This window comes from Nocardia stercoris (genome assembly GCF_003696265.1).
GTDB classification, from domain to species: Bacteria; Actinomycetota; Actinomycetes; order Mycobacteriales; family Mycobacteriaceae; genus Nocardia; species Nocardia stercoris.
Genome location: NZ_RFFH01000001.1, coordinates 72,760 through 95,124, shown reverse-complemented (window position 1 = coordinate 95,124; position 22,365 = coordinate 72,760). Strand labels below are relative to the sequence as shown.

Genomic DNA, 22,365 nt, shown 5'->3' with positions numbered 1-22,365 from the left:
CTTACTCGGCGCTCTCGGCGGCGGCCTCTTCGGCCTCGCCCTCGGCGGCCTCCGGCTCGGCCTCGGCGGCCGGCGCGGCGATGATGTTCACGATCAGCTGCTCCGGGTCGCCGGCCAGGGTGACACCCTTGGGCAGGGCGATGGCGCCGGCGGTGATCTGGGTGCCGGCCTCGGCGCCCTCGATCGAGATCTCGATGGACTCGGGCAGGTGCAGCGCCTCGGCCTCGATGGACAGGGTGGTGGACTCCTGGGTGACCAGGGTGCCGGCCGCGGCGTCGCCGACCAGGGCGACCACGACGTCGGCGGTGACGCGCTCGCCGCGCTTCACGATCAGCAGGTCGGCGTGCTCGATGTAGCGGCGGATCGGGTGCACGACCACGGACTTGGTCAGCGCCAGCTGCTGCTGACCCTCGATGTTCAGGCTCAGCACGGCGTTGGTGCCGTGCTCACGCAGGATGGCGGCGAAGGCCTGCGCGTTCACCGACAGGTGCTTGGGGGCCTCGCCGTGGCCGTACAGCACGGCGGGAACGTTGCCCGAACGGCGGGTACGACGCGCCGCGCCCTTGCCGAATTCGGTACGGACGGTGGCTTCGAGAAGGCTGGCGTCGGACATGAAGGAACTCCTACGGCTGCGGTCGGCTGCTTACTGGCCGGAATCGCGCGGGCGGCTCGAAGCTGCTCGCGACCCCGGCAATGGGTCAACTCGTCGGGCGAGAAACCGAACGAGGACGGCCGGAAGCCGAGCCGCGTCGATTACGGTGAGCACTTTCGTGCCTCACCCTCGCCGAGACAACCCGAAAACAATAGCACGCTCACGAACATGCCCTGCACAGGGTTGTTCGCGGCGATATTTCCGCGTCGTCAGGCGGCGCGGAACGATGCGGAACGATTTCGAGTAGCTGTGAACATACGCCTGCCCGGACCGGGCCGCGATACCGGCCATCAGGTCGTCGGTCGCCTGGCGTACCGCGGCGCGATCGGCGGCCGGGAACCGGCGCGGGCGGCCGATGACGATCCGGACGCGGGCGAATCGGAGTCCGCGACGCCCGCGCGGGTTCACCCGGTCGGTGCCGGACAGCACCACGGGCAGCACGGGGGCGCCGGTTTCCATCGCGACCCGGATCACGCCGGTGCGGCCGCGATAGAGCCGGCCGTCCGGGGAGCGGGTGCCTTCGGGATAGATGGCCCAGGCGCCGCCGCCTTCCAGGATGCGGACGGCGGCGTCCAGGGCGTCACCGGCGGCCGCGCCACCGGTTCGGTCGACGGCGACCTGGCCGGTCGCGGTCATCACCCAGCGCTCGATCCGGCCGCGCAGGCCCGAGCCCGCGAAGTATTCGCCCTTGGCCAGGAAGGTGAGGCGGCGCGGGAAGACCAGGCAGAGGTAGAGGGAGTCGATTTCGGAGAGGTGGTTGGCGGCGACGATGACCGGCCCGGTCGCCGGTACATGCTCGAGCCCTTCGACCCGTGGGCGGCCCAAGAGCCGCAGGATCGGGCCCACCAGAACGTATTTCAACAGCCAGTACCACATGAGACCCTCCCGATCCGGTTGCGTAGACATTGTCTACACGAGGGCGTAGACAATGTCTACCCGTTCGCGCGGCGCCGACCGCGCCCACGGGTCACGCGATCGACCGGCCACAATGGGCGCCATGACCGATGACGGGCCGCTGCAGGAGCGACTGGTGGACGCGGGCGTCGCACTGCTCGAACAGGCCGGGGCGGGTCAGCTCGGCCTGCGCGCGATCGCCCGCGAGGCCGGCGTCTCGCACGGCGCGCCACGCCGCTGGTTCCCCACCCACCGCTCACTGCTCGCCGCGATCGCCGCCCGCGGAATCGCCGATCTCACAACACGATTCGCGGCACATACCGAATCCGACCCGCACGCCCGGCTGCTCGCCACCGCGGCCGACTACGTCGCCTTCGCGACCGAACGGCCGGAGATGTTCGCGCTCATGTTCCGCCACGACCTGCTCGAGGGCTCCGGCCGCAACCTGCGCGAGAACGCCCGGCCGCTGTACCGCACCTGGGCCGCGCTCGTCGCCGCCTGCGTGCCCGACCCCACCGGCAGCCGCGCGGTCGGCCTCTGGGCCAACCTGCACGGCATCGCCACCCTGGTCGCGAACCGCACGTTCGAGCCGATCGTGCCCGAAACCGACACCGAAACCCTGGTCGCCGCAGCGGTTTCCCGGTACCTGTCCGAAACGACCGCATAACCCGCGGCACCCGCGGCGACTATCGGCCGATCGATCGCCACCGCGCCGCGCCGGCACCACTCACGCCGGTCCGTCCCGGTCGGCGGCCGCCCAGCGGGCAGCCGCACGGCGCAGCGAACGTGCGTCGCCGTACCCGAGCCGGGAGGCGAGCTGCTGCGTGTTCGCCGTCGAGCGGCGGGCACCCTCGTGCAGCTCGCGGCGGGCCCGCGCGAGCTCCTCGCGCCAGGTCGTGCCCTCCTCGGCGAGGCGGCGCTGCAGGCTGCGGCCGCTCAGGTGCATACGGCGCGCGACCTCGTCGATCCCGACCGATTCCCGGCCCAGCATCGGGACCAGTACGTCGTGCAGCCGTGCGGTCCAGGTGGTGACCACCGGCCGGGTGGGCAGGCTCGCCGCGTAACCGGCGAGAATCTCGGCCAGCGCCGAATCGGCTGTGCGCATGGGTAATTCGAGATCGGCGTTGCGGAAGGTCACCCGATCGGTCGCGGTACCGAAGTCGACGTCGCGGGTGCCGACCAGTTCGGCGAAATCGTCGTGCCGGCGCGGGGCCCGCTGCCGAAAACCCACCCGGACCGGATGCACCGGCCGGCCGGTGGCGTGCTGGGCGCGCGTGAACAACCGGGTGACCGCCGACTGGATCGCCAGCTCCCGGCTGCGACCCTCCCCGGACAGCAGCACCACGTCGAAGCTGCACTCCTGCTCGGTCTGTTCGGCGGGCACGAAACGGAAGTTCGTGGTCAGCGCGCCGATGTGGCGCCCGAGCTGGCGGAAACCGTCACCGATGGTGGGTGCCGTGGTGAACAGATAGTCGTGCAGGCCCAACTGGCCCGGGTAATAGGTGTGGGCGGCGCGCAGCGCCAGCAGCGGATCACCGCACTCGTGCTCGACCAGTTCCCACAACTTCAGGTAGCCGTCACTGGGGACCATGGCGGTCGGGTCGGTGATCGGCAGGTCGGCGAGCCCGGCCTGCCGGGCCAGCTCCCGGCGCCGCTCCTCGGTGAGCGGCGCGGCGGCCAGCACGTACCTGGGCAACATCACCACATCCACCGCGTCCACGCCGGACATTGTGCCTGCGAACCGACCGGCCGGCAGCGTTGCGGGAAATCGGCCCGCGTACCTCAGGGACGTGGGTGCCGGGCCGCTCACGTACCCTGGACCGGTTGACGAGCTGCGAAGAGGAGCCCTTCCCGTGAATTCCCCCGTTGCCGGTGCGGCCACATCCGCGCGGTTGGCCGAAGAAGTGGCGCGGCGGCGGACGTTCGCGGTGATCTCCCACCCCGACGCCGGTAAATCGACGCTCACCGAGGCGCTCGCGCTGCACGCGAAGATGATCTCCGAGGCCGGCGCCATCCATGGCAAGGCCGGGCGCAAGTCCACCGTCTCGGACTGGATGGAGATGGAGAAGGCACGCGGTATCTCCGTCAGCTCCACCGCGCTGCAGTTCGAATACGGCGAGTGCGTGATCAACCTGGTCGACACCCCCGGTCACTCCGACTTCTCCGAGGACACCTATCGGGTGCTGACCGCCGTCGACGCGGCCGTCATGCTCATCGACGCCGCCAAGGGCCTGGAACCGCAGACGCTCAAGCTGTTCCAGGTCGCCCGCGACCGCGGCATCCCGGTCATCACCGTGATCAACAAGTGGGACCGGCCGGGCCGCGCGCCGCTCGAACTGCTCGACGAGATCCTCGACCGGATCGGCCTCACCCCCACCCCGCTGTTCCTGCCGGTCGGCATCGCGGGCGACTTCCGCGGTCTGCTGCGCCGCGGCGAAGAGGGCGCGGCCACCGAATACATCCACTTCACCCGCACCGCCGGTGGCGCCACCATCGCGCCCGAGGAGCATTACACCGCCGAGCAGGCGCTCGAGCGGGAAGGCGAGGCGTGGGAGACCGCGGCCGAGGAGAGCGAACTGCTCTCCGCCGCCGGTCAGGACCACGACCAGGAGATGTTCCTGGCCGGCCAGACCTCACCGGTCATCTACGCCTCGGCGATGCTGAACTTCGGCGTGAAGCAGATCCTCGACACCCTGATCGAGCTGGCACCCGCGCCGCGCGCCCGCAAGACCGTCGGCGGCGGCGAACGCGAGACCACCGAACCGTTCAGCGCCGTCATCTTCAAGGTGCAGGCCGGTATGGACACCGCGCATCGCGACCGGCTGGCCTTCATGCGGATCGTGTCCGGTGAGTTCGAGCGCGGCATGGTGGTCACGCACGCGCAGACCGGGCGGCCGTTCGCCACCAAATACGCGCTGACCGTGTTCGGCCGGGAGCGTTCGACCGTCGACACCGCCTATCCCGGCGACGTGGTCGGCCTGGTCAACGCCACCGCGCTCGCGCCCGGGCACACGCTGTTCGTGGACAAGAAGGTGGAGTTCCCGCCGATCCCGTCGTTCGCGCCCGAGCATTTCGCGACGCTGCGGGCCAAGACCGCCGACAAGTACAAGCAGTTCCGTAAGGCGATCGACCAGCTCGACTCCGAGGGTGTGGTCCAGGTGCTGCGCAACGACGTCCGCGGTGACGCGTCGCCGGTGCTGGCGGCGGTCGGTCCCATGCAGTTCGAGGTGGTCACCGCCCGGATGCAGGGCGAATACAACGTCGAGACCCAGCTCGACCACCTGCCGTTCCAGCTGGCCCGCCGCACCGACGCCGAGTCGGCGGCGGAACTGGCGCGGCAGCGCGGGGTCGAGGTCTTCACCCGCACCGACGGCGCGATCCTGGCCCTGTTCAGCGACAAGTGGCGGCTGCAGTACATCCAGAAGGAACTGCCGAAGCTGACGCTGGAACCGCTGGTCGCCGGCGCCGAGTAGCGCCCGCGGGTGGTGCGACCGCCCGTCAGCCGAGGGTCATCTCCTCGTCGCGGCCGTCGGGTGCGGCCGCGACCTCCATGCCGTCGGTGGGCGGTGGGGCCGGTTCCTGGCCGATCAGCCCCCAGCGGCTCGAGGTCAGCCGCAGGCTTGGCAGATCCGACATGGACAGCACGACCTCGTAGGTGCGCTCGTACCCGGTGTGCGCGATCCGCCACTGCCCGTCGTCGCAGCGCACGTAGCGGTCGGAATAGAACGCGGCGCCGCGCAACAGCATGTTGTGGGCGGGGATGAGGACGGTGTCGGCCAGGTACCAGGTGCCGGTCGCGGTGTCACCGGTGACATCGATCTCGGGATGGTCACAGCGATGTTCGGTGATCACGTTGGGGCCCAACGTATTACGCATGAATGCGAGGAACGCGTCGCGAGACTCGAATTGCAGGTATTCGCTGTAGGTGGCCGTGGCCTCCGGAATCATGGTTTCGGCGAACTCGTCCCAGGACTTGGTGTCGAGCGCGCGCAGATACCGGAACTTCAGCCTGTTGATCGCGAGCACATCCGCGCTCAGGTCCCGAGCATCCATACTTCGAGCATGGCACCGGATTCACCGGGTTCGGGCAATTGCCCGAAGATGGGTATCGAATCGCTACCCGGCTCAAGCGAGGGTGAAACAGGTCCGGCAGAAATCGTCCCCGAACTCGGTCAAACGCAGGCTCTTGCGGACGATCTTCGGCACGCGACCGGCCTGTTTGAGCGCGGTCTCCACGATCGGCTGCACCTCGAGCACCATGTAGCGGCTCAACACCACCGGGTCGTCGGAGGTGGTGAGCAGCCCGAGCCGGTTGAGGTTGATCAGATACAGCCGGGCCCGGTCGGGATAGCGGACGCCGGCCTGCTCGGGAACCGAGGTGAGGTCGCCGGCGACCAGCTCGGAACCGATGCCCAGCGGCCGGTTGGTCCGCACGTCGACCGCCGGCTGCGGGCCGTTGAGCGACATGAACCGCAGGATGCGGGCCTCGTCGGGGGCGATCTGGTCCAAGATCCGGTCGTAGGCCGGATGGACCTCCTCGGTGAAGTACACGTCGGCCGAACGGGCCAGCAGTGTGTCGCCGCGCAACCGCAGATCCTCGACACTGGCCGACCGGATCAGCGGCGCGGCGGGACCCCCGGGCTGCGCACCACCGGTGCCGGTCGGGACGTAACTGACGATCTCGCGCACCGAACCCTCGGTCACGCCGAGCACACTGCGGGCGATCGACTGCAGCGCGGCACCGGTGCGTTCGGCGATATCGGCCGACGACTCACCGTCGAGCGCGGCTTGCGCGACCTGTTTGGTCACCTCGTAGCCGGTGCCGACGGCCCACTGACCGCTGCGCACGGCGGTACCGACGGCCAGACCGGCCGCCCGGAAGGCGCCTCGGATCAGCCGTGCCTCGTTACTGATCTGGCGCGTCTCGACATCGGAGCTGCGCTCGACGGCGCGCGAACCGGGTCGGACCAAATCGTGCACGGCCCTGTCGTCTGCCACGTCTACTCCGTTTTCGCGAGGTGAACGAACCGCTCACCGAATTTGCTGCCGGCGCCGGTCTTCCAGGTTCCCCGACCGAACCCGCAAGCCATGCGAAAGGCTACCGCGTTGCTTGTCCACTCTCGCGTGAACCCGCCCTCCAACGCCGCCTGCAGTCGTGATCCCGGCTATTGTTACGACCCTTGACGACCCACGCGAACGTACGGGCCGCGAGTGTGACCGATGTCTCGCGACGCGCGGTAATGTGAGGCAGGGATCGTCCTGAACTGGACCCGGTTCCGTACTTACCAGTAAGGTCCCCCGTGCCGACGGGGTTACTGCGGGTGAGTGGCGGTGAAGGCGGCGGTCACCGGTGACAGGGTCGGCAGGAGGGTCTCGTGCTAGAGAGCTTGTTTCATATTCACCCGACCCTGTGGCTCGAACTGACGACTATCCCGTTGTTCACGGGGATCATCGGCTACATCACGAACTGGACCGGCATCCTGATGCTGTTCCAGCCGATCCGTTTTCACGGATTCCGGGCTCCCGGCCTCGTGTCCGTGTTCCCCTACCTGCCCAAGCAGATCCAGGTGCTGCCGCTGCTGCAGTACGACGGCCGAATGGGCTGGCAGGGCATTGTTCCCTCGCGCGCGGACAAGATGGCGTCCATCGCCGTCGACAAAGGCTTGGCGAAACTCGGCAGCGTCGCGGATTTCTATCGCGAACTCGAGCCGGATGCGCTCGCCGAACATCTGACCGTGATCGCGCAATCACAGATTCGCGAGATCGTGGAGGAGATCGCGCGTCGCGAACATCCGCAACTCTGGTACAACCTGCCGAACCCGGTCCGGGAAATGGTTTTCGATCGGGTACGTCAGCAACTTCCGGAAGTACTGCGGGAACTGACCGAAGAACTCGGGGCGAACATCGAACAACTACTCGATGTGAAGTCGATGGTGATCCGCTACTTCCAGTCGCGACCGCAGCTGTTGAACACCGTCTTCCAAGTTCTCGGTGCCAAAGAACTCCGGTTCATGCAGAACTTCGGTTTCTACTTCGGCGCGCCGATGGGTCTGGTGCTGGTCGCGATACTGCATCTGACCGGGTGGTCGCCGCTGGTGGTGCTGCCGGTCGGTGGCGTGATCATCGGCTGGGTGGTCAACTGGATCGGCCTCAACATGATCTTCGCGCCCGCCTACCCGAAGTGGTGGTGCCCGTGGCGGCAGGGACTGCTGATCAAGCGGCAGCCCGAGATCACCGACGGCTACGCCGAGCTGGTGGCCAGCGAGATCATGACCGTCGCCAATATCGGCGACGAACTGCTCAACGGCCCGCGCTCGGACCGCACGCTGCAGATGCTCGAGGACACCATGCGACCGGCCACCGACCGGGCACTCGGCCCGGCGCGCGGTGCGCTGAAGTTCGTGATCGGCAACTCCGGGTACGAGACGCTGAAGGACACCTTCGCCGAGGAGGCCAAGGCCCGGGTACCGGCCGCGTTCAACGATCCCGACTTCAACGCGCAACAGAGCAAGCAGGTCAGCGAGTACATCGCCCGTCAGATGCGGGCGCTGCCGCCACCGGAGTTCGTGGAGATGCTTCGCTCGGCGATCAAGCAAGATGAATGGCTTTTGTTTGTCCATGGCGGTGTGCTCGGGCTCATAGCGGGTTACGCTCACTTACTGTTGTTTGGAACAGGAGTAGCACCACTGTGAGTGACCCGACCGGCCCGGCTTCGAACGGCGAGCAAACCCCCAGCTCCACACCCTCCCGCCGCACGATCTACCGGCCGGTCACGGGCCGCACCACCCGCAGGCTCACCAACCCGATCCGCGTGACCAGCGGAATCGTCCGCGTCGCCGTCACCGCGATGGCCTCCGGGGCCACCTGGGGCGTGGGAACCGCGGTCGAGGTCGGCAGCACCGTGGTGCGCGGCAGCAACGCGGGCCTACCCACCGGCGCGATCCTCGATGCCGCCCGCGACGTGGTCCGCGAATCACTGCTGCGGGCACTGAGCAGCCCCGAGCCCGAGGCCACCGAGGACGCCGGGCTGCGCGAGCGCGGCGCCGACCTGCTGCGCCGCTCGGCCAATGTGCACTCCATCGACGGCGACCACCCCGCCTACGCCCGGATCCTGGGCGAACTCGCGCCCGACGAGGCGAGGGTGCTGCGCCTGCTCTACCTCGACGGTCCGCAGCCGGCGCTGGGTATTCGCACCGGGCGGCGGCTGACGCCGGGCGCGCAGCGCTACGAGACCGGGCTGAACCTGATCGGCGAGGAGGCGGCCCTACGCCACCCCGAACGGGTCGACCACTACCTGACCAACCTGCGACGGCTGGGACTGCTGGAGTTCAACCAAGAAGCACTGGGCAATCCGGCGCGGTACCAGCTGCTGGAGTCGTCGGTGCGAAAGCGGTTGGAGCGGGCCGGGTTCGGGACCCGGGTGTACTACCGCAGCATCGAATTGACCGGGTTCGGCACCGATTTCGTGCGCACCTGCCTGCCGGTGCCGCCGGTCGGCAAGGCGCAGTAGCCGCCTCGGCCCGGCTACCCGGCCGCGATCTCGGCGAGTTCCATCCAGCGTTCCTCGGTTGCTTCCTTTTCGGCGACAACCTGTTTCAGCTCCGCACCCAGGCCCACCAGCTTGTCCGGGTCGCTGGCGGCTTCGGCGAGCTTGTCGTGCAGTTGCTTCTCGCGCTGGTCGAGCTTCTCGATGGCACGTTCCAGGCGGCCGAGTTCCTTGCGCGCGGCCCGCTGGGCGGCGGCGTCGGTCGTGGGCGCGGTGGCGGCGGGCTTGGTGTCGGCGCGGCTCTTCCCGGCTTCGATGGTGGCCCGGCGTTCCAGGTACTCGTCGATCCCGCGCGGCAGGTTGGTGAGCTTGCCGTCACCGAACAGGGCCCAGGTGGAGTCGCAGATGCGCTCGATCAGGTAGCGGTCGTGGCTGATCACGACCAGGGTGCCGGCCCAGTTGTCGAGCAGGTCCTCGAGCTGCTGCAGGGTATCGATGTCGAGGTCGTTGGTGGGCTCGTCGAGCAGCAGCACGTTCGGTTCGGCCATCAGGATGCGGGTGAGCTGCAACCGGCGGCGCTCACCACCGGACAGGTCGCCGACCGGGGTGCGCTGGCGGGCGGGGGTGAACCCGAGCCGCTCGGCCAGCTGACCGGCGGAGATCTCCTTGTCGCCCAGCATGATTCGCGAAGCGACCTGCTGAACGGCTTCCAGCACCCGCAGATCCTTGGGCAGATCGTCGAGTTCCTGCCGCAGCCAGCCGATCTGAACGGTCTGACCCTGGATTCGCTTGCCGGAGGCCGGTTCCAGCTCTCCGGCCAGGGTGCGCAGCAGGGTGGTCTTGCCGGAACCGTTGACGCCGACCAGACCGACACGCTCGCCCGGCGCCAGCCGCCAGGTCAGGTCGTGCACGAGTTCGCGGCCGTCCGGGGTGGCCAGCGACGCGTTCTCCAGCTCGATCACCACGCGCCCCAGGCGCTTTCGCGCGAACGCGGCCAGCGAGACGCTGTCGCGCGGCGGCGGCACGTCGGCGATCAGGGCCTCGGCGGCCTCGATCCGGTAGCGCGGCTTGGAGGTTCGGGCCTTCGCGCCGCGGCGCAGCCAAGCGAGTTCCTTGCGGGCCAGGTTGGCGCGCCGGGCCTCGCTGGCGTCGGCCTGGCGGGCGCGCTCGGCGCGGGCGAAGATCCAGTCGCCGTAACCCCCCTCGTAGCTCTCGACCCGACCGCCCACGACCTCCCAGGTGTTCGTGGCGACGGTGTCGAGGAACCAGCGGTCGTGGGTGACGACGACCAGCGCGCTGCGGCGTTCGACCAGGTGCCGGGCCAGCCACTGCACGCCCTCGACGTCGAGGTGGTTGGTGGGCTCGTCGAGTACGAGCAGGTCGAGGTCGCGGACCAGCGCGGCGGCCAGCGCGACCCGGCGGCGTTCGCCACCGGAGAGGTTGTCGACCGAGGTGTCCATGCCGAGGCCGGAGATGCCGATGCCTTCGATGACGCTGCGGATGCGCGGGTCGGAGGCCCATTGGTGTTCGGCCACCTCGTGGGTCATGTGGTCGTCGGCCAGCCCGGCCAGCACCACCGAACCGACGGTGGATCCGGCGGGCAGCACCCCACGCTGGGTGACCACGGCCATGCGCAGGCCGCCGACGTGACTGACCCGGCCGCTGTCGGGCTGCTCGATCCCGGTCAGCACCTCCAGCAGTGTGGTCTTGCCACCGCCGTTGAGCCCGACGACCCCGATCCGCTCCCCCTCCTGGACGCCGAGCGAGACGTTGTCCAGCAACGGCTTGATGCCGAAGCTCTTGTGGACCTGCTCCAGGTTGATCAGATTGGCCATGGGTTGCGCTGCCCGTCCCTCTCGACTCGAACTATCGATATTCTCATGGTCGGCGTTTTCGCCCGCCACGGGCGCCACGGTCACGACGGTCACAGCCGGCCGAGGTCAGGACCCACACCCGGCCGGCATCGGGACGTGGATCGCGGGCCGCCTCGGAGCTCAGGGTCCGCTGATCACCCGGGCGCCCGGAACCGGGCCGGTGGCGGTCCGGACCAGCCGGCACACGCCCGCACCGGACAGCTCGGCCGAGACCGCGAGGGCGGTGTCGGCGTCCGTGCACAGGAATGCGCAGGTGGGTCCGGAGCCGGAGACGATGCCGGCCAGTGCGCCGGCTTCGACGCCCGCGCGCAGGGTGCGGCGGAGTTCCGGTTTCAGCGACAGCGCGGCCGCCTGCAAGTCGTTGCCCAGCAAGGGGGCCAGTAGGTGTGGGTCCCCGGAAGCCAAGGCCTGCAACAGGTCTTGTGGTTCGCCCAGCCGGGGCGGGGAACCGGCTTCGCGCAGCCGGTCCAGTTCCTTGAACACCGCGGGTGTGGACAGGCCGCCCTTGGCCAGCGCCAGTACCCAGTGGAAGGTGTTGCGGGACAACACCGGTAGGAGTTTCTCACCCCGGCCGCGGCCCAGGGCGGTGCCGCCGTGCAGCGCGAACGGGACGTCGCTGCCGAGTTCGGCTGCGTGCGTGGCCAGTTCGTCGCGGGTCAGGCCGAGGTCCCAGAGTTCGTTGAGGCCGATCAGCGCGGCGGCGGCGTCGGCGCTGCCGCCGGCCATGCCGCCCGCGACCGGAATGCCCTTGCGGAGCGTGATCTCGACCAGCGGCGCCCGCCCGGCCAGGTGCCCGAGCCGGACCGCGGCCTGCCACACCAGATTGGTTCGGCCGGTGGGTACCTCGTCGGCTCCTTCACCGCTGACCTTCACCGTCAGCGACGACGACGGCGACAGTTCGACCTCGTCGGTGAGCGAGAGGGCCTGGAACACGGTGGTCAGTTCGTGGTATCCGTCGGCACGTAGCTCACCGACTCCAAGGTGGAGATTCACCTTCGAGGGCGCCCGCACGACAACGGGACTGGGCACAACAGAGAGCACGGCCACCAAGCCTAGTCCAGAACCTGTGTGAACCGGCCATCTACTCGGACCGGCCCGATGCCGCCGGCCCCGCGCGACCCCTTGCCACAGATACCCTTGGGGGGTATGTTCGGTGAGGCGGACGCACCAGGCGGACGCAGCGCCGACATCGAGGAGGCCATCATGGCTACCAGCACCTACACCGTTACCGGCATGACCTGCGGGCACTGCGCGTCCTCGGTCAGCACCGAGATCGGCCGGATCTCGGGCGTCACCGACGTCGCAGTGGACGTTGCCAGCGGCCGGGTCGAGGTCACCTCGGAGGCACCGCTCGCCGACGCCGACGTCGCCGCCGCGGTCGACGAAGCCGGCTACGCCCTCGCCTCGGCCTGACCCGGCCGACGGGTGATCGGCAAGGAGGACCGGATGGATACGGCGGTGGCGGCACACGCCCTCGAACTCGAGATCGGCGGCATGACCTGCGCGTCGTGCGCGGCCCGGATCGAGAAGAAGCTGAACCGGATCGACGGGGTCACCGCCACGGTGAACTACGCCACCGAGAAGGCCGCCGTCCGCTATCCGGCCTCCGTCACCCCCGGCCAGCTGATCGAACAGGTCGTCGCGGCCGGTTACACCGCGCAGCTGCCGGCCGCGGCGCCCCGGCGGTCCCCCGCCGCCGCGCTGCGCCGGCAGCTGCTGTTCTGCCTGGTCCTGGCGATTCCGGTGGTTCTGGTGTCGATGATCCCGACCCTGCAGTTCGACAACTGGCAGTGGCCGGCCCTGGCACTGACCGCGCCGGTCGTGCTGCGCGGCGGCGCGAGCTTCCACAGGGCGGCCTGGGTCAATGCCCGGCACGGCACCGCCACCATGGACACCTTGATCTCCCTGGGCAGCCTGGCCGCGCTGGGCTGGTCGGTGTACGCGATGTTCTTCGGAACCGCCGGCATGACCGGCATGAAACACAGCTTCAGCCTGACCATCGCGCACACCGACGCGACCGGCACCCTCTATCTCGAGGTGGCGGTGGTGCTGATCACCGCGATCCTGGCGGGCCGATACTTCGAGACCTGCGCCAAGGAACGGGCCGGTTCGGCCCTGCGCGCCCTGCTGGAGCTCGGCGCCAAGGACGTGGCCGTGCTGCGTCCCGGCGCCGAGGGACAGCGGTCCGAAGTTCGGGTTCCGATCGCGCAGTTGCGGGTCGGCGACGAGTTCGTCGTGCGGCCCGGCGAGCAGGTGGCCACCGACGGCATTGTCACCGAAGGCAATTCAGCACTGGACCAGAGCCTGTTGACCGGTGAGCCCGTCCCGGTCGAGGTCACGGTCGGCGACGCGGTCGTCGGGGCCACGGTGAATGCCGGCGGCCTGCTGGTGGTGCGCGCGACCGGCGTCGGCGCCGACACCCAGCTCGCCCGGATGGCGGCCCTGGTGGAGACCGCGCAGCAGGGCAAGGCTCCGGTCCAGGCACTGGCCGACCGGGTCGCGGCGGTATTCGTGCCGATCGTGCTGGTGATCGCCGTGCTGACCCTGCTCGTACAGTTCGGGCTCGGCGCCGGGCTCACCACGGCGGCCGGTGCGGCGATGGCCGTGCTGATCATCGCCTGCCCCTGCGCGCTGGGGCTGGCCACGCCGACGGCCCTGCTGGTCGGCACCGGCCGTGGCGCCCAGCTCGGCATCCTGATCAAGGGCCCACAGGTACTGGAGTCCACCCGACGGATCGACACCGTGGTGCTGGACAAGACCGGCACGGTGACCACCGGAACCATGACTCTGCTGGAGACGATTCCGGCCGCGGGGGTGGACCCGGCGGAACTGCTCGCGGTGGCGGGCGGGATCGAACACGGCTCGGAACATCCGATCGCCCGCGCGATCGTCGCAGGCGCCGAACGGGATTCGCGCCCGACAGCTTCGGCTCACGTTCCCGCGACGCCGGACCCGGATCCGGCCGCACCGGATTACGAACGCCCCCTGTCGGATTCGGATGTCCTCGGCAGTGCGCCAGCGTGGGCGCCGGAACCGGTGCGGGACTTCCGCAATCACGGTGGGCGTGGTGTGAGCGGCCGCGTCGGGGCCCGCGAGGTGCTCGCCGGTCGCACCGAGCTGCTCGCCGAGCACGGCATCGCGGTGCCGGATGCGTTGGAGCGGGCCAAGTCCGAGACCGAACGCCTGGGCCGCACCGCGGTCCTGGTCGCGTGGGACGGAGTCGCGCAGGGTCTGCTGGTTGTCGCCGATGCGGTGAAACCGACCAGCGCCGAAGCGGTTTCGCAGCTGCGAGGGCTGGGACTGACCCCGGTGCTGCTGACCGGCGACAATCGGGCGGCGGCGACCGCGGTGGCCGCGCAGGTCGGGATCGACGAGGTGATCGCCGAGGTGCTGCCCAGCGACAAGCTGGACGTGGTGCGCCGGTTACAGGGCGAGGGCCGGGTGGTGGCCATGGTCGGAGACGGCGTCAACGACGCGGCCGCGCTGGCCCGGGCCGACCTCGGCATGGCCATGGGTACCGGCACGGACGTGGCGATCGAGGCGGCCGACATCACGCTGGTCCGCGGTGACCTGCGTACGGTCGCGGTCGCGATCCGGCTGTCGCGCGCGACGCTGCGCACCATCAAGGGCAACCTGTTCTGGGCCTTCGGCTACAACGTGGCAGCCATCCCGTTGGCGGCTACCGGACTGCTCAATCCCATGTTGGCCGGTGCAGCCATGGCTCTGTCCAGTGTCTTTGTGGTGAGCAACAGCCTGCGGCTACGTCGCTTCCGCTGAGCCGGTCCGCATAAATTCAACGAAGGCACAACATAGCAACCTCTCAGCAAACTAGCCTGGAGATGGGCCCTAACCCGTCCCCAGGTTGGAGGCAGCGATGGACACACATCGTGCTGAATTCACCGGAACCCTCGTCCGCCGGCTCCGCGTCCTGGGCGCCGCCGTCGCCGCCCTGGCCGCCCTCGGCCCGGCAATGTCCTGCACCCCGCTCGTCCACGCCGACTCCGACCTCGGCGGAGGTTGCGTGATCACGGCCGACAACCCCGCCGCGACCCTGGATGCACTGCGCTTCCACTGCACCCCCGACCAGCAGGCCACCCTCTACCGCGACGCGCCCGTCGGCGACGTGCCCGCCGGCGCCACCAGTGGCTGGGTGATCAGCCCCGCCGACATGCAGTGGTGGGCGCCGCTGTTGTGGATCGGCAAGACCTTCAGGACCGGGCCCGACGGCGGCACCTTGGTCAACCGCCTCACACCCTTGGGCATCGAAGGCTGGCCCGGCCTGATCCACCGCGGCGCCTCCCTCCGCGACCGGCAGCCGGCCTGGATCATCGACTACACCCCCATCACGGCCCCCCAGATCGTCGACGAGATCCGCGAAGTCGCCCCGGGCGTCTGGTTCGGCTATTCCCTCCGCCAGGACCCGGGCGGCGCCGCCACCCTACTGTCGTACGCCTTGACGTAGACCCGCCCGAACCGGCAGGTTCGATGCACTAGATCTCGGGCCGATAGTGTTGCGCGTCAGTCGGTTTCGGCCAGCCGCACAAAGGCCGCGGTATCCAGCGTCTCCCCCCGCGCAGCCGGATCGATCCCCGCCAGCCGAAGACGTCGTTCGGCCTCAGCAGCCGACCCCGCCCACCCGGAGAGCGCGGCGCGCAACGTCTTTCGGCGCTGCGCGAACGCCGCGTCCACCACCTCGAACACGCGCCGCCGGTGCTCTTCCGTAGCGGGCCACGGTGATTCGGCGAACCTGTCGATGCGCACCAGACCGGACTCGATCTGCGGGGCGGGCCAGAAGACCTGGCGGCCGATGGATCCCGCGCGTTTGACCGCGCCGAAGTAGCCGGCCTTCACGCTCGGCACACCGTAGATCCGCCCGCCCGGGGTGGCCGAGAGCCGGTCGGCGACCTCGGCCTGCACCATCACCAGCGTGGTACGGATGGACGGGAGTTCGGCGAGCAGGTGCAGCAGCACCGGGACCGCCACGTTGTAGGGCAGGTTCGCAACCAGCGCGGTCGGCCTCGCGGGCAGGTCGGCGGCCCGCACCCGCAGCGCGTCGGCGCCGACCACGGTGAGCCGGTCCGCGAGTTCCGGTGCCCGGTCGGCGACCGTATCCGGCAGGTGGGCAGCCAGATTCGGGTCGATCTCGACCGCCACCACCGAGTCGACGACATCGAGCAGCGCGAGGGTCAGCGAGCCCAGGCCGGGGCCGACCTCGAGCACCACGTCGTCGCGCCCGACACCGGCGGCCGCCACGATCCGCCGGACGGTGTTCGCGTCGTGCACGAAGTTCTGGCCGAGCTGCTTGGTCGGCCGCACGCCGAAACGTTCCGCCAGCACCCGCACTTCGGCCGGTCCCAGCAACGCAGCCTGGCCTCTACCAGCGACAACAGATTCGGACACGCCCGTCAGCTTAAGGCCTGCGCTCGAACGGCTGTCACACCGGACCGGTCCCGCGCCTCACGAAACCGGGGGTGTGGACAGCACCCGAGCGGTCCACTCGTCGATGGCGGCCCACATCTCGGGCGACAGGTGCACATGCTCACCCGTCCCGGTCACGAGCCGGAAATCGTTGCCCCCGGTCGCCAGCTGACCGGCCAGCACCAGGTGCAGCGGCGAGGGCACGGTGACGTCCGCGAGGTTGGCCAGTTCCAGGATCGGCGCGTCGTAGCCCGTGACCGGAACGGCGGCGTATTCGGTCAGCGCGGCACGGAAAGCCGGGTCGGACAACGGCTTCGACAGCAGTTGGCCCACGTCGAGACCGGCTACCCGGGTGGCCATCCCGTCCAGGCACAGCCCGCCCACGTCGTCGAGCACGGCCCGCCCGGTCGGGCTCAGATAGCTGTCGAGGTCGAGTTCCGGGTGCGTGGCCCGCAACCCGGCGAGCGCGCCGGCGGTGAAGACGGTCACCCCGTCACTGATGTTGACGTGGAAGTCCGGCCCACCGAGCGCCGGCAGCAGCACGTCGAAGTGGGATTCCGGGTCGATCGTGACCGTGCCGCGGAAGTCGAGCTCGGGTGCGTCGGTGCGCTGCACCCACGAGGTAGCCAACGCCACCTGCCCGCCCTGGGACTGTCCCATGACGGCCCAGGTCCGGGACAGTTCCGGGTGCAGCAGGCGCGCGGCGCGCACCAGGTCGATGGTGGCCGTGCCCTCGCTGCGGATCTCGAGGTAGGGGTGCGGGCCGGTCGCGTAGTCGCCGAGGCCGATGTAGTCCGGTGCGAGCACCGCGAATCCGTGGGCGAGGAAGTAGCGGAACATCTCGTCGCCGCGGACGGCTTCGCTTTCGAACGGCATCTTGGCCGGGTCGGCCTGCCCGCCGCAGCCGGGCCCGAATCCGGAGGTGCCGTGGTCCCAGGCCAGGATCGGCCAGCCGCCGGCGGGCGCGGGCCCGGGCGGCACGACCAGCGCGCCGCTGGCGGGCACGGCGGAACCGTCGGAATTGCGGGTCCAGTAGTCGATTCGTTCGCCACCGGAGACGGTGTGCCAGCCGTCGGGTTCGGCGGTGCTGGCGATGACCGTGCCGGGCGCGCCGGCGCCGTCGGGAATCGGTGCGGCCGTTACTGTTCCGGCCGCTGCCAGGACCGCGGCACTGGCCAGGAGCGCGGCGGCCCCCAGGTTTCGACGCCTGCGTAGCGAACGCATCTCGACTCTCCGATCAGTCACGAGGCGTGTGGAATCCGTCAAGTATGCGGCGGGAAAGAGTAGTTTCCGCCGTATTGGTGTTCGGTGTAGCAAGCCCGAGACCGTCGGGGCGAACTCGGCCGGAACCACCGTTGCAATCTTTTGTAACCTGTTCTACTTTCGAGTCTCCGGAACCAATGAGAGGCGGGTCACATGCAGCAACGACACGACGGGCGGCGGGTCATCGTCACCGGGGCAGGCTCGGGCATCGGCCAGGGCATCGTGCTCCGCATGCTCGCGGAAGGCGCCCGGGTCGTGGCCGCCGACATCGTCGAGGCCGGTCTGAAGGAAACCGTCGCCGCCGCGGGAGACCACGCCGACCGGCTCAGCACGGTCGTCGTCGACATCTCCGACGAGACCTCGGTGGCCGCCGCCCTCACCGCCGCCCGCGAATACCTCGGCGGCCTGGACGTTCTGGTCAACGCGGCCGGCATCATGAAGACCGCGCGCACCCACGAGATGAGCCTGGCCGACTGGAACCGGATCATCGGCATCAACCTGACCGGCACCTTCCTCATGATCCGGGAATCGCTGCCGACCCTGCTGGAGTCCGAGACCCCGGTGATCGTCAACTTCTCCTCCACCTCGGCGTTCCTGTCCCACCCGTACATGGCCGCGTACTCCGCGACCAAGGGCGGTATCAACGCCATGACCCATTCGCTGGCACTGGAATACGTGAAGCAGGGGCTGCGCGCGGTCAATATCGTGCCCGGCGGCATCACCTCCGGCATCACCACCCAGCTGGACGTGCCGGAGAACGCGGACTGGGATCTGTTCAGCCGGCTCTCGGGCCGCCTGAACGGTGGCGCCCTGGGCACCCCGGCCGATATCGCGGGCGTCGTGGCCATGGTCGCCTCCGAGGACGGCAAGTACATGACCGGCACCGAATTGCGGGTCGACGGCGGCGCTCTGATGTGACGACCGCGGCGATCCGCCGCGACCGATCGACAGCCGGATCCCGTTGGGGTCCGGCTGTTCTCGTCTCAGCCGATGCCGAGCCGGCTGGTACAGGCCGGCCACGCGCCCCAGCCCTGCCGGGCCTGCGTGATCGACGCGATCGCGATCTGCTCCTCCCGGGTCGCCAGATCGGCGCGCGGCGCGTACCTCGTCCCACCCTGCCGTTCCCAGGTGTTCTGGTCGAACTGCACACCGCCATAGAACCCGTTGCCGGTGTTGATCGCCCAGTTGCCGCCCGACTCACAGCTGGCCAGCGCGTCCCAGGTCGCGCCGTTCTGGACCGGTGGCACCTCGGTCCCCGGCTTGGCGCCCTTGCGAACGGTTTTCGCCGTCGCCGGCTCCACCACGGTGCTGGACACCTGCGTCTTGTCCGCCTCGACCCCGTTGACGATGGACACCGCGAAGGTCACGTCCTGCACGCCGGGCTTGCCCGCGTCCTCCACGACCGAGCGGCTCATGTTCATGTCGACGTCCTCGATGACGTTCTCCGGCGGATCCAACGGCATCCGCTCGACCCGATTGACCACGATCTTGCGGGTGACGGTCACCGTCATTCCGTCGGTCAGCGCGGTGTCGGCGGGCGGATCCACGGAGTCCTGATTGATCAGCGGCACACCGCGCACGGCCAGCAGTTCACCCACGGTCGGCGCGGCCAGCCGCACGGTCTCCGCTTCCTCCCCGTTGTCGGACAGCTGCACGGTGCGGGGATTGGTGATCGACATCGCCGCGTCGTGCAACGGCAGCGGGGTGGGCCGGGCCGGGGAGACGAACACGTCCGAGGGCATCTTCAGCTGCGCGAGCGCCTCGGCGACGGTGGCCGCGGTGACCCACACCTTGCTGGCCTTGCCGTCGACGGTCAGGGCCACCTGCCGGGCCCGGTTCAGCGTGATGGTGCCGCCGTCGGGCACCGAACTGCCGCCGGACGGCGTAACCTCGTCGCGGTCGGCGAGCCGGTAGCCGGCGTCCTTCAGCACACCTTTGGTGTCGCCGGCCACGCTCTTGACGACCGACGCCTTCCCGTCGACCACGACGGTGACGGTCTTGCTGTTCCCGATCGCGATCGCCGCCCCCACGATCAGCGTCAGCAGCATCAGGCCGATCGCCGCGTAGAGCAGCGGTGACCGGGACGCGTTGATCCGCTGGATCGTGATCATGGGGTGGTCGAACATGGTCACAATACGATAACGACGCGGTCAGGCGCTGACAACAGCAGACCGCACAGCAGCGGGTTTACGCATAACGAACACATCTCGAGTCGGCCGGGGACAACGTCGAGGTGAGCATAGTGAAGGAACACTGGGCGCGCACTCGGACGCCATTGTCGAATATCGGCCACACTCGACGGATTACCGCATCTACCAAGCGATTCCGGTGTCGATCGGCGCTAGATACCGTAGATCCGTTCCGCGTTCGCCGTCACCGTCGCCGCCAGCTCCGCCGGATCCTCACCGCGGATCTCCGCCAGCGCGCGCACGGTATAGGGCAGGCAGTACGACTCGTTGGGCGCGCCCCGATACGGGTGCGGGGTCAGATAGGGCGCGTCGGTTTCCACCAGGATCTGCCCGGCCGGCACCAGCTTCGCCGCCTCCCGCAACTCGATCGCGTTCTTGAAGCTGACCGTCCCCGAGAAACTGAGCACATAGCCCTCGGCCACGCAGGCCAGCGCCATGTTCGCGTCCGAGGAGAAGCAGTGGAAGATCACCGTGTCCGGCGCGCCCTCGTCCAGCAGCACGGCGAGCAGGTCGTGATCGGCCTCCCGGTTGTGGATCATGAGCGGCTTGCGCAGGCGCTTGGCCAGGTCGATGTGCCAGCGGAAACCCTCGACCTGCTCCTCGACCGTCGCACAGCCGTCGAGCTTGCCGGGCCAGTAGTAGTCCAGGCCCGTCTCGCCGACCGCGACCACCCGCGGATCGGCGGCCAGCTTCTCCAGCTCGGTACGGGCGGCGTCGTCGAGCGCGTTCGCGCGGGTCGGGTGCAGGGCGACCGCGGCGTACACCCGCTCGTCCCAGTGCGCGGCCTCGACCGCGAACCGGGCGGCCACCAGATCGTCGGCGACCGTGACGATGCGGCCCACACCCACCGCCGCCGCACGATCGACCAAGGCCCGCACGGACTCCGGATCGGTGGCACCGCAGGCGTCCACATGGGTGTGCGCGTCGACCAGCGGGGACAGCGGTTCGGGCGCGGGCGGCGCGGGACGGTTGGTCGGCATGACTCCCCTGGATATGGCGTGAGCGGGCAAGGTACCGCAGATTAGAGTAGTGGGACCATGAGCGAGCGCAGCTTCTACATCACCACGGCCATTGCCTATCCGAACGGCGCGCCGCACATCGGGCATGCGTACGAATACATCTCCACCGACGCGCTGGCCCGGTTCAAGCGGCTCGACGACTTCGACGTGTACTTCATGACCGGCACCGACGAGCACGGCCAGAAGGTGCAGCAGGCCGCCAAGGCGGCCGGCGTCCCCGAGCAGGAGTACGCGCGGGGCAACTCCGATGTCTTCGAGCGCATGGACAAGGCGCTCGACATCTCCTACGACCGGTTCATCCGCACCACCGACGAGGACCATCACGCCGCGTCGATCGCGCTCTGGGAGCGGATGACCGAGGCCGGCGACATCTATCTCGACACCTACTCCGGCTGGTACTCGGTGCGCGACGAGGCGTTCTACACCGACGAGGAGACCACGGTCCTCGCGGACGGCACCCGCATCTCCACCGAGACCAAGACGCCGGTGGAGTGGACCGAGGAGTCGAACTTCTTCTTCCGGCTGTCCAAATACCAGGACCGGCTGCTGGAGCTGTACGAGACGCAGCCCGACTTCATCCTGCCCGCCACCCGGCGCAACGAGATCGTCAGCTACGTCAAGGCGGGGCTGAAGGATCTGTCGATCTCGCGGACCACCTTCGACTGGGGTGTCCCGGTCCCCGGCCACCCCGAGCACGTGATGTACGTGTGGGTGGACGCGCTCACCAACTACCTCACCGGCGCCGGCTTCCCCGACACCGACTCGGAGCGGTTCCGCAAGCTGTGGCCCGCCGACGTGCACATCATCGGCAAGGACATCACCCGGTTCCACACCGTGTACTGGCCCGCGTTCCTGATGTCGGCCGGTATCGAACTGCCGAAACGGGTATTCGTGCACGGCTTCTTGTTCAACAAGGGCGAGAAGATGTCGAAGTCGGTGGGCAACACCGTGTCTCCGCTGGACCTGGTCGAACAGTACGGCCTGGACGCGGTGCGCTTCTTCCTGCTGCGTGAGATCTCCTACGGCCAGGACGGTTCCTACAGCCACGACGCGATCGTGGGCCGGATCAACGCCGACCTCGCCAACGAGTACGGCAACCTGGTGCAGCGCAGCCTGAAGATGGTGGCACGCGACTTCGCTTCCGCCGTACCGGTTCCCGGCGAGTTCACCGCCGACGACCGCGAACTGCTGGATCGCGCGAACGGCCTGCTGGAACGCTGCCGCACCGAATTCGACGCCCAGCAGCCGCATTTGGCGCTGGAAGCGATCTGGCTGACGCTCGGCGAGACCAACAAGTACTTCTCCGCGCAGGCGCCGTGGGCGCTGGCCAAGGCCGGCGAGACCGAGCGCGAAGGCACGGTGCTGTACGTGACGCTCGAGGTGCTGCGGATCGTGTCGATCCTGGTGCAGCCGGTGATGCCGGGCGCCGCGGGCCGCATCCTCGACCTGCTCGGCCAGTCCGGCCGCGGCTTCGCCGACATCGCCACCCCGATCGCGGGGGGCACCTCGCTGCCGGAGCCCGAGGTGGTGTTCCCGAAGTTTGTCGAGCCGAAGAGCTGACCTACGACCG

20 protein-coding genes are annotated in these 22,365 nt (G+C 69.1%); 9 read left to right on the top strand and 11 right to left on the bottom strand.

Annotated features, from left to right (window positions below; all coding sequences use genetic code 11):
* Position 1: 1 nt before the first annotated feature.
* Positions 2-613: a 50S ribosomal protein L25/general stress protein Ctc gene (locus EBN03_RS00315; protein WP_122185830.1), complete on the bottom strand. Its 612-nt coding sequence runs from the start codon at positions 611-613 to the stop codon at positions 2-4.
* A gap of 162 nt (positions 614-775) precedes the next feature.
* Complete coding sequence (locus EBN03_RS00310) at positions 776-1,558, bottom strand: lysophospholipid acyltransferase family protein (protein WP_233608009.1); 783 nt, start codon at positions 1,556-1,558, stop codon at positions 776-778.
* Between the two features lie 91 nt (positions 1,559-1,649).
* Between EBN03_RS00310 and EBN03_RS00305 the strand changes: the two genes are divergently transcribed.
* On the top strand, positions 1,650-2,213 hold the full coding sequence (locus EBN03_RS00305) for a TetR/AcrR family transcriptional regulator (protein ID WP_122186661.1): 564 nt from the start codon (positions 1,650-1,652) through the stop codon (positions 2,211-2,213).
* Between the two features lie 60 nt (positions 2,214-2,273).
* Here the strand turns inward: EBN03_RS00305 and EBN03_RS00300 are convergent, their stop codons facing one another.
* Entirely contained in the window at positions 2,274-3,266 is a 993-nt protein-coding gene (locus EBN03_RS00300) for an AraC family transcriptional regulator ligand-binding domain-containing protein (protein WP_158675497.1), read from the bottom strand.
* Positions 3,267-3,399: 133 nt separating this feature from the next.
* Here EBN03_RS00300 and EBN03_RS00295 point away from each other — a divergent pair, with 133 nt between their 5' ends.
* Positions 3,400-5,019 (top strand): peptide chain release factor 3, encoded by a 1,620-nt coding sequence (locus tag EBN03_RS00295; protein ID WP_233608008.1) that lies wholly within the window; start codon positions 3,400-3,402, stop codon positions 5,017-5,019.
* Between the two features lie 25 nt (positions 5,020-5,044).
* Here the strand turns inward: EBN03_RS00295 and EBN03_RS00290 are convergent, their stop codons facing one another.
* A complete protein-coding gene (locus EBN03_RS00290; RefSeq protein ID WP_233608007.1) occupies positions 5,045-5,599 on the bottom strand; it encodes a nuclear transport factor 2 family protein in 555 nt (184 codons plus the stop codon).
* A gap of 72 nt (positions 5,600-5,671) precedes the next feature.
* Positions 5,672-6,544, bottom strand: a complete 873-nt coding sequence (locus tag EBN03_RS34800; protein ID WP_122185827.1) for an Abi-alpha family protein — start codon at positions 6,542-6,544, stop codon at positions 5,672-5,674.
* A 377-nt stretch (positions 6,545-6,921) separates the two neighbouring features.
* Here EBN03_RS34800 and EBN03_RS00280 point away from each other — a divergent pair, with 377 nt between their 5' ends.
* Together EBN03_RS00280 and EBN03_RS00275 are read left to right on the top strand one after the other, a co-directional pair.
* Positions 6,922-8,238 carry a hypothetical protein gene (locus tag EBN03_RS00280; protein WP_122185826.1) on the top strand — a complete coding sequence of 439 codons (1,317 nt, stop codon included), beginning with the start codon at positions 6,922-6,924 and terminating at the stop codon, positions 8,236-8,238.
* Positions 8,235-9,056, top strand: a complete 822-nt coding sequence (locus EBN03_RS00275) for an Abi-alpha family protein (RefSeq protein WP_233608006.1) — start codon at positions 8,235-8,237, stop codon at positions 9,054-9,056. The genes EBN03_RS00280 and EBN03_RS00275 overlap by 4 nt, the downstream gene beginning before the upstream one ends.
* Before the next feature lie 14 nt (positions 9,057-9,070).
* On the opposite strand, the gene EBN03_RS00270 is transcribed toward EBN03_RS00275, so the two are convergent.
* Together EBN03_RS00270 and EBN03_RS00265 are read right to left on the bottom strand one after the other, a co-directional pair.
* Positions 9,071-10,867 carry an ABC-F family ATP-binding cassette domain-containing protein gene (locus EBN03_RS00270; protein ID WP_122185825.1) on the bottom strand — a complete coding sequence of 599 codons (1,797 nt, stop codon included), beginning with the start codon at positions 10,865-10,867 and terminating at the stop codon, positions 9,071-9,073.
* A 159-nt stretch (positions 10,868-11,026) separates the two neighbouring features.
* A complete protein-coding gene (locus EBN03_RS00265) occupies positions 11,027-11,947 on the bottom strand; it encodes a 4-(cytidine 5'-diphospho)-2-C-methyl-D-erythritol kinase (RefSeq protein ID WP_122186658.1) in 921 nt (306 codons plus the stop codon).
* A 162-nt stretch (positions 11,948-12,109) separates the two neighbouring features.
* Here EBN03_RS00265 and EBN03_RS00260 point away from each other — a divergent pair, with 162 nt between their 5' ends.
* The 3 genes from EBN03_RS00260 (at position 12,110) to EBN03_RS00250 (ending at position 15,368) form a co-directional block, all read left to right on the top strand.
* Positions 12,110-12,319, top strand: a complete 210-nt coding sequence (locus EBN03_RS00260) for a heavy-metal-associated domain-containing protein (RefSeq protein WP_122186657.1) — start codon at positions 12,110-12,112, stop codon at positions 12,317-12,319.
* Positions 12,320-12,352: 33 nt separating this feature from the next.
* Complete coding sequence (locus tag EBN03_RS00255) at positions 12,353-14,683, top strand: heavy metal translocating P-type ATPase (protein ID WP_122186656.1); 2,331 nt, start codon at positions 12,353-12,355, stop codon at positions 14,681-14,683.
* 97 nt (positions 14,684-14,780) lie between these two features.
* Positions 14,781-15,368: a hypothetical protein gene (locus tag EBN03_RS00250; RefSeq protein WP_122185824.1), complete on the top strand. Its 588-nt coding sequence runs from the start codon at positions 14,781-14,783 to the stop codon at positions 15,366-15,368.
* A gap of 56 nt (positions 15,369-15,424) precedes the next feature.
* Here EBN03_RS00250 and rsmA read toward each other — a convergent pair whose 3' ends face one another.
* Together rsmA and EBN03_RS00240 are read right to left on the bottom strand one after the other, a co-directional pair.
* On the bottom strand, positions 15,425-16,306 hold the full coding sequence (gene rsmA, locus EBN03_RS00245) for a 16S rRNA (adenine(1518)-N(6)/adenine(1519)-N(6))-dimethyltransferase RsmA (protein WP_122185823.1): 882 nt from the start codon (positions 16,304-16,306) through the stop codon (positions 15,425-15,427).
* Between the two features lie 57 nt (positions 16,307-16,363).
* Positions 16,364-17,569, bottom strand: a complete 1,206-nt coding sequence (locus tag EBN03_RS00240; protein WP_233608005.1) for a lipase family protein — start codon at positions 17,567-17,569, stop codon at positions 16,364-16,366.
* Between the two features lie 171 nt (positions 17,570-17,740).
* Between EBN03_RS00240 and EBN03_RS00235 the strand changes: the two genes are divergently transcribed.
* Positions 17,741-18,505 carry an SDR family NAD(P)-dependent oxidoreductase gene (locus EBN03_RS00235; RefSeq protein WP_122185821.1) on the top strand — a complete coding sequence of 255 codons (765 nt, stop codon included), beginning with the start codon at positions 17,741-17,743 and terminating at the stop codon, positions 18,503-18,505.
* 65 nt (positions 18,506-18,570) lie between these two features.
* On the opposite strand, the gene EBN03_RS00230 is transcribed toward EBN03_RS00235, so the two are convergent.
* Complete coding sequence (locus EBN03_RS00230; RefSeq protein WP_122186655.1) at positions 18,571-19,698, bottom strand: resuscitation-promoting factor; 1,128 nt, start codon at positions 19,696-19,698, stop codon at positions 18,571-18,573.
* Between the two features lie 230 nt (positions 19,699-19,928).
* On the bottom strand, positions 19,929-20,756 hold the full coding sequence (locus EBN03_RS00225; protein WP_122185820.1) for a TatD family hydrolase: 828 nt from the start codon (positions 20,754-20,756) through the stop codon (positions 19,929-19,931).
* A 57-nt stretch (positions 20,757-20,813) separates the two neighbouring features.
* On the opposite strand from EBN03_RS00225, the gene metG reads away from it, so the two are divergent.
* Positions 20,814-22,355 carry a methionine--tRNA ligase gene (gene metG, locus EBN03_RS00220; protein WP_122185819.1) on the top strand — a complete coding sequence of 514 codons (1,542 nt, stop codon included), beginning with the start codon at positions 20,814-20,816 and terminating at the stop codon, positions 22,353-22,355.
* Positions 22,356-22,365: the final 10 nt, after the last annotated feature.

Coding starts and splice junctions, on each gene's coding strand:
- EBN03_RS00225 (WP_122185820.1), bottom strand. CDS start 20,756: ATGCCGACCAACCGTCCCGCGCCGCCCGCGCCCGAACCGCTGTCCCCG.
- EBN03_RS00250 (WP_122185824.1), top strand. CDS start 14,781: ATGGACACACATCGTGCTGAATTCACCGGAACCCTCGTCCGCCGGCTC.
- EBN03_RS00310 (WP_233608009.1), bottom strand. CDS start 1,558: ATGTCTACGCAACCGGATCGGGAGGGTCTCATGTGGTACTGGCTGTTG.
- EBN03_RS00290 (WP_233608007.1), bottom strand. CDS start 5,599: ATGGATGCTCGGGACCTGAGCGCGGATGTGCTCGCGATCAACAGGCTG.
- EBN03_RS00305 (WP_122186661.1), top strand. CDS start 1,650: ATGACCGATGACGGGCCGCTGCAGGAGCGACTGGTGGACGCGGGCGTC.
- metG (WP_122185819.1), top strand. CDS start 20,814: ATGAGCGAGCGCAGCTTCTACATCACCACGGCCATTGCCTATCCGAAC.
- EBN03_RS00270 (WP_122185825.1), bottom strand. CDS start 10,867: ATGGCCAATCTGATCAACCTGGAGCAGGTCCACAAGAGCTTCGGCATC.
- EBN03_RS00315 (WP_122185830.1), bottom strand. CDS start 613: ATGTCCGACGCCAGCCTTCTCGAAGCCACCGTCCGTACCGAATTCGGC.
- EBN03_RS00235 (WP_122185821.1), top strand. CDS start 17,741: ATGCAGCAACGACACGACGGGCGGCGGGTCATCGTCACCGGGGCAGGC.
- EBN03_RS00260 (WP_122186657.1), top strand. CDS start 12,110: ATGGCTACCAGCACCTACACCGTTACCGGCATGACCTGCGGGCACTGC.
- EBN03_RS00230 (WP_122186655.1), bottom strand. CDS start 19,698: ATGATCACGATCCAGCGGATCAACGCGTCCCGGTCACCGCTGCTCTAC.
- EBN03_RS00255 (WP_122186656.1), top strand. CDS start 12,353: ATGGATACGGCGGTGGCGGCACACGCCCTCGAACTCGAGATCGGCGGC.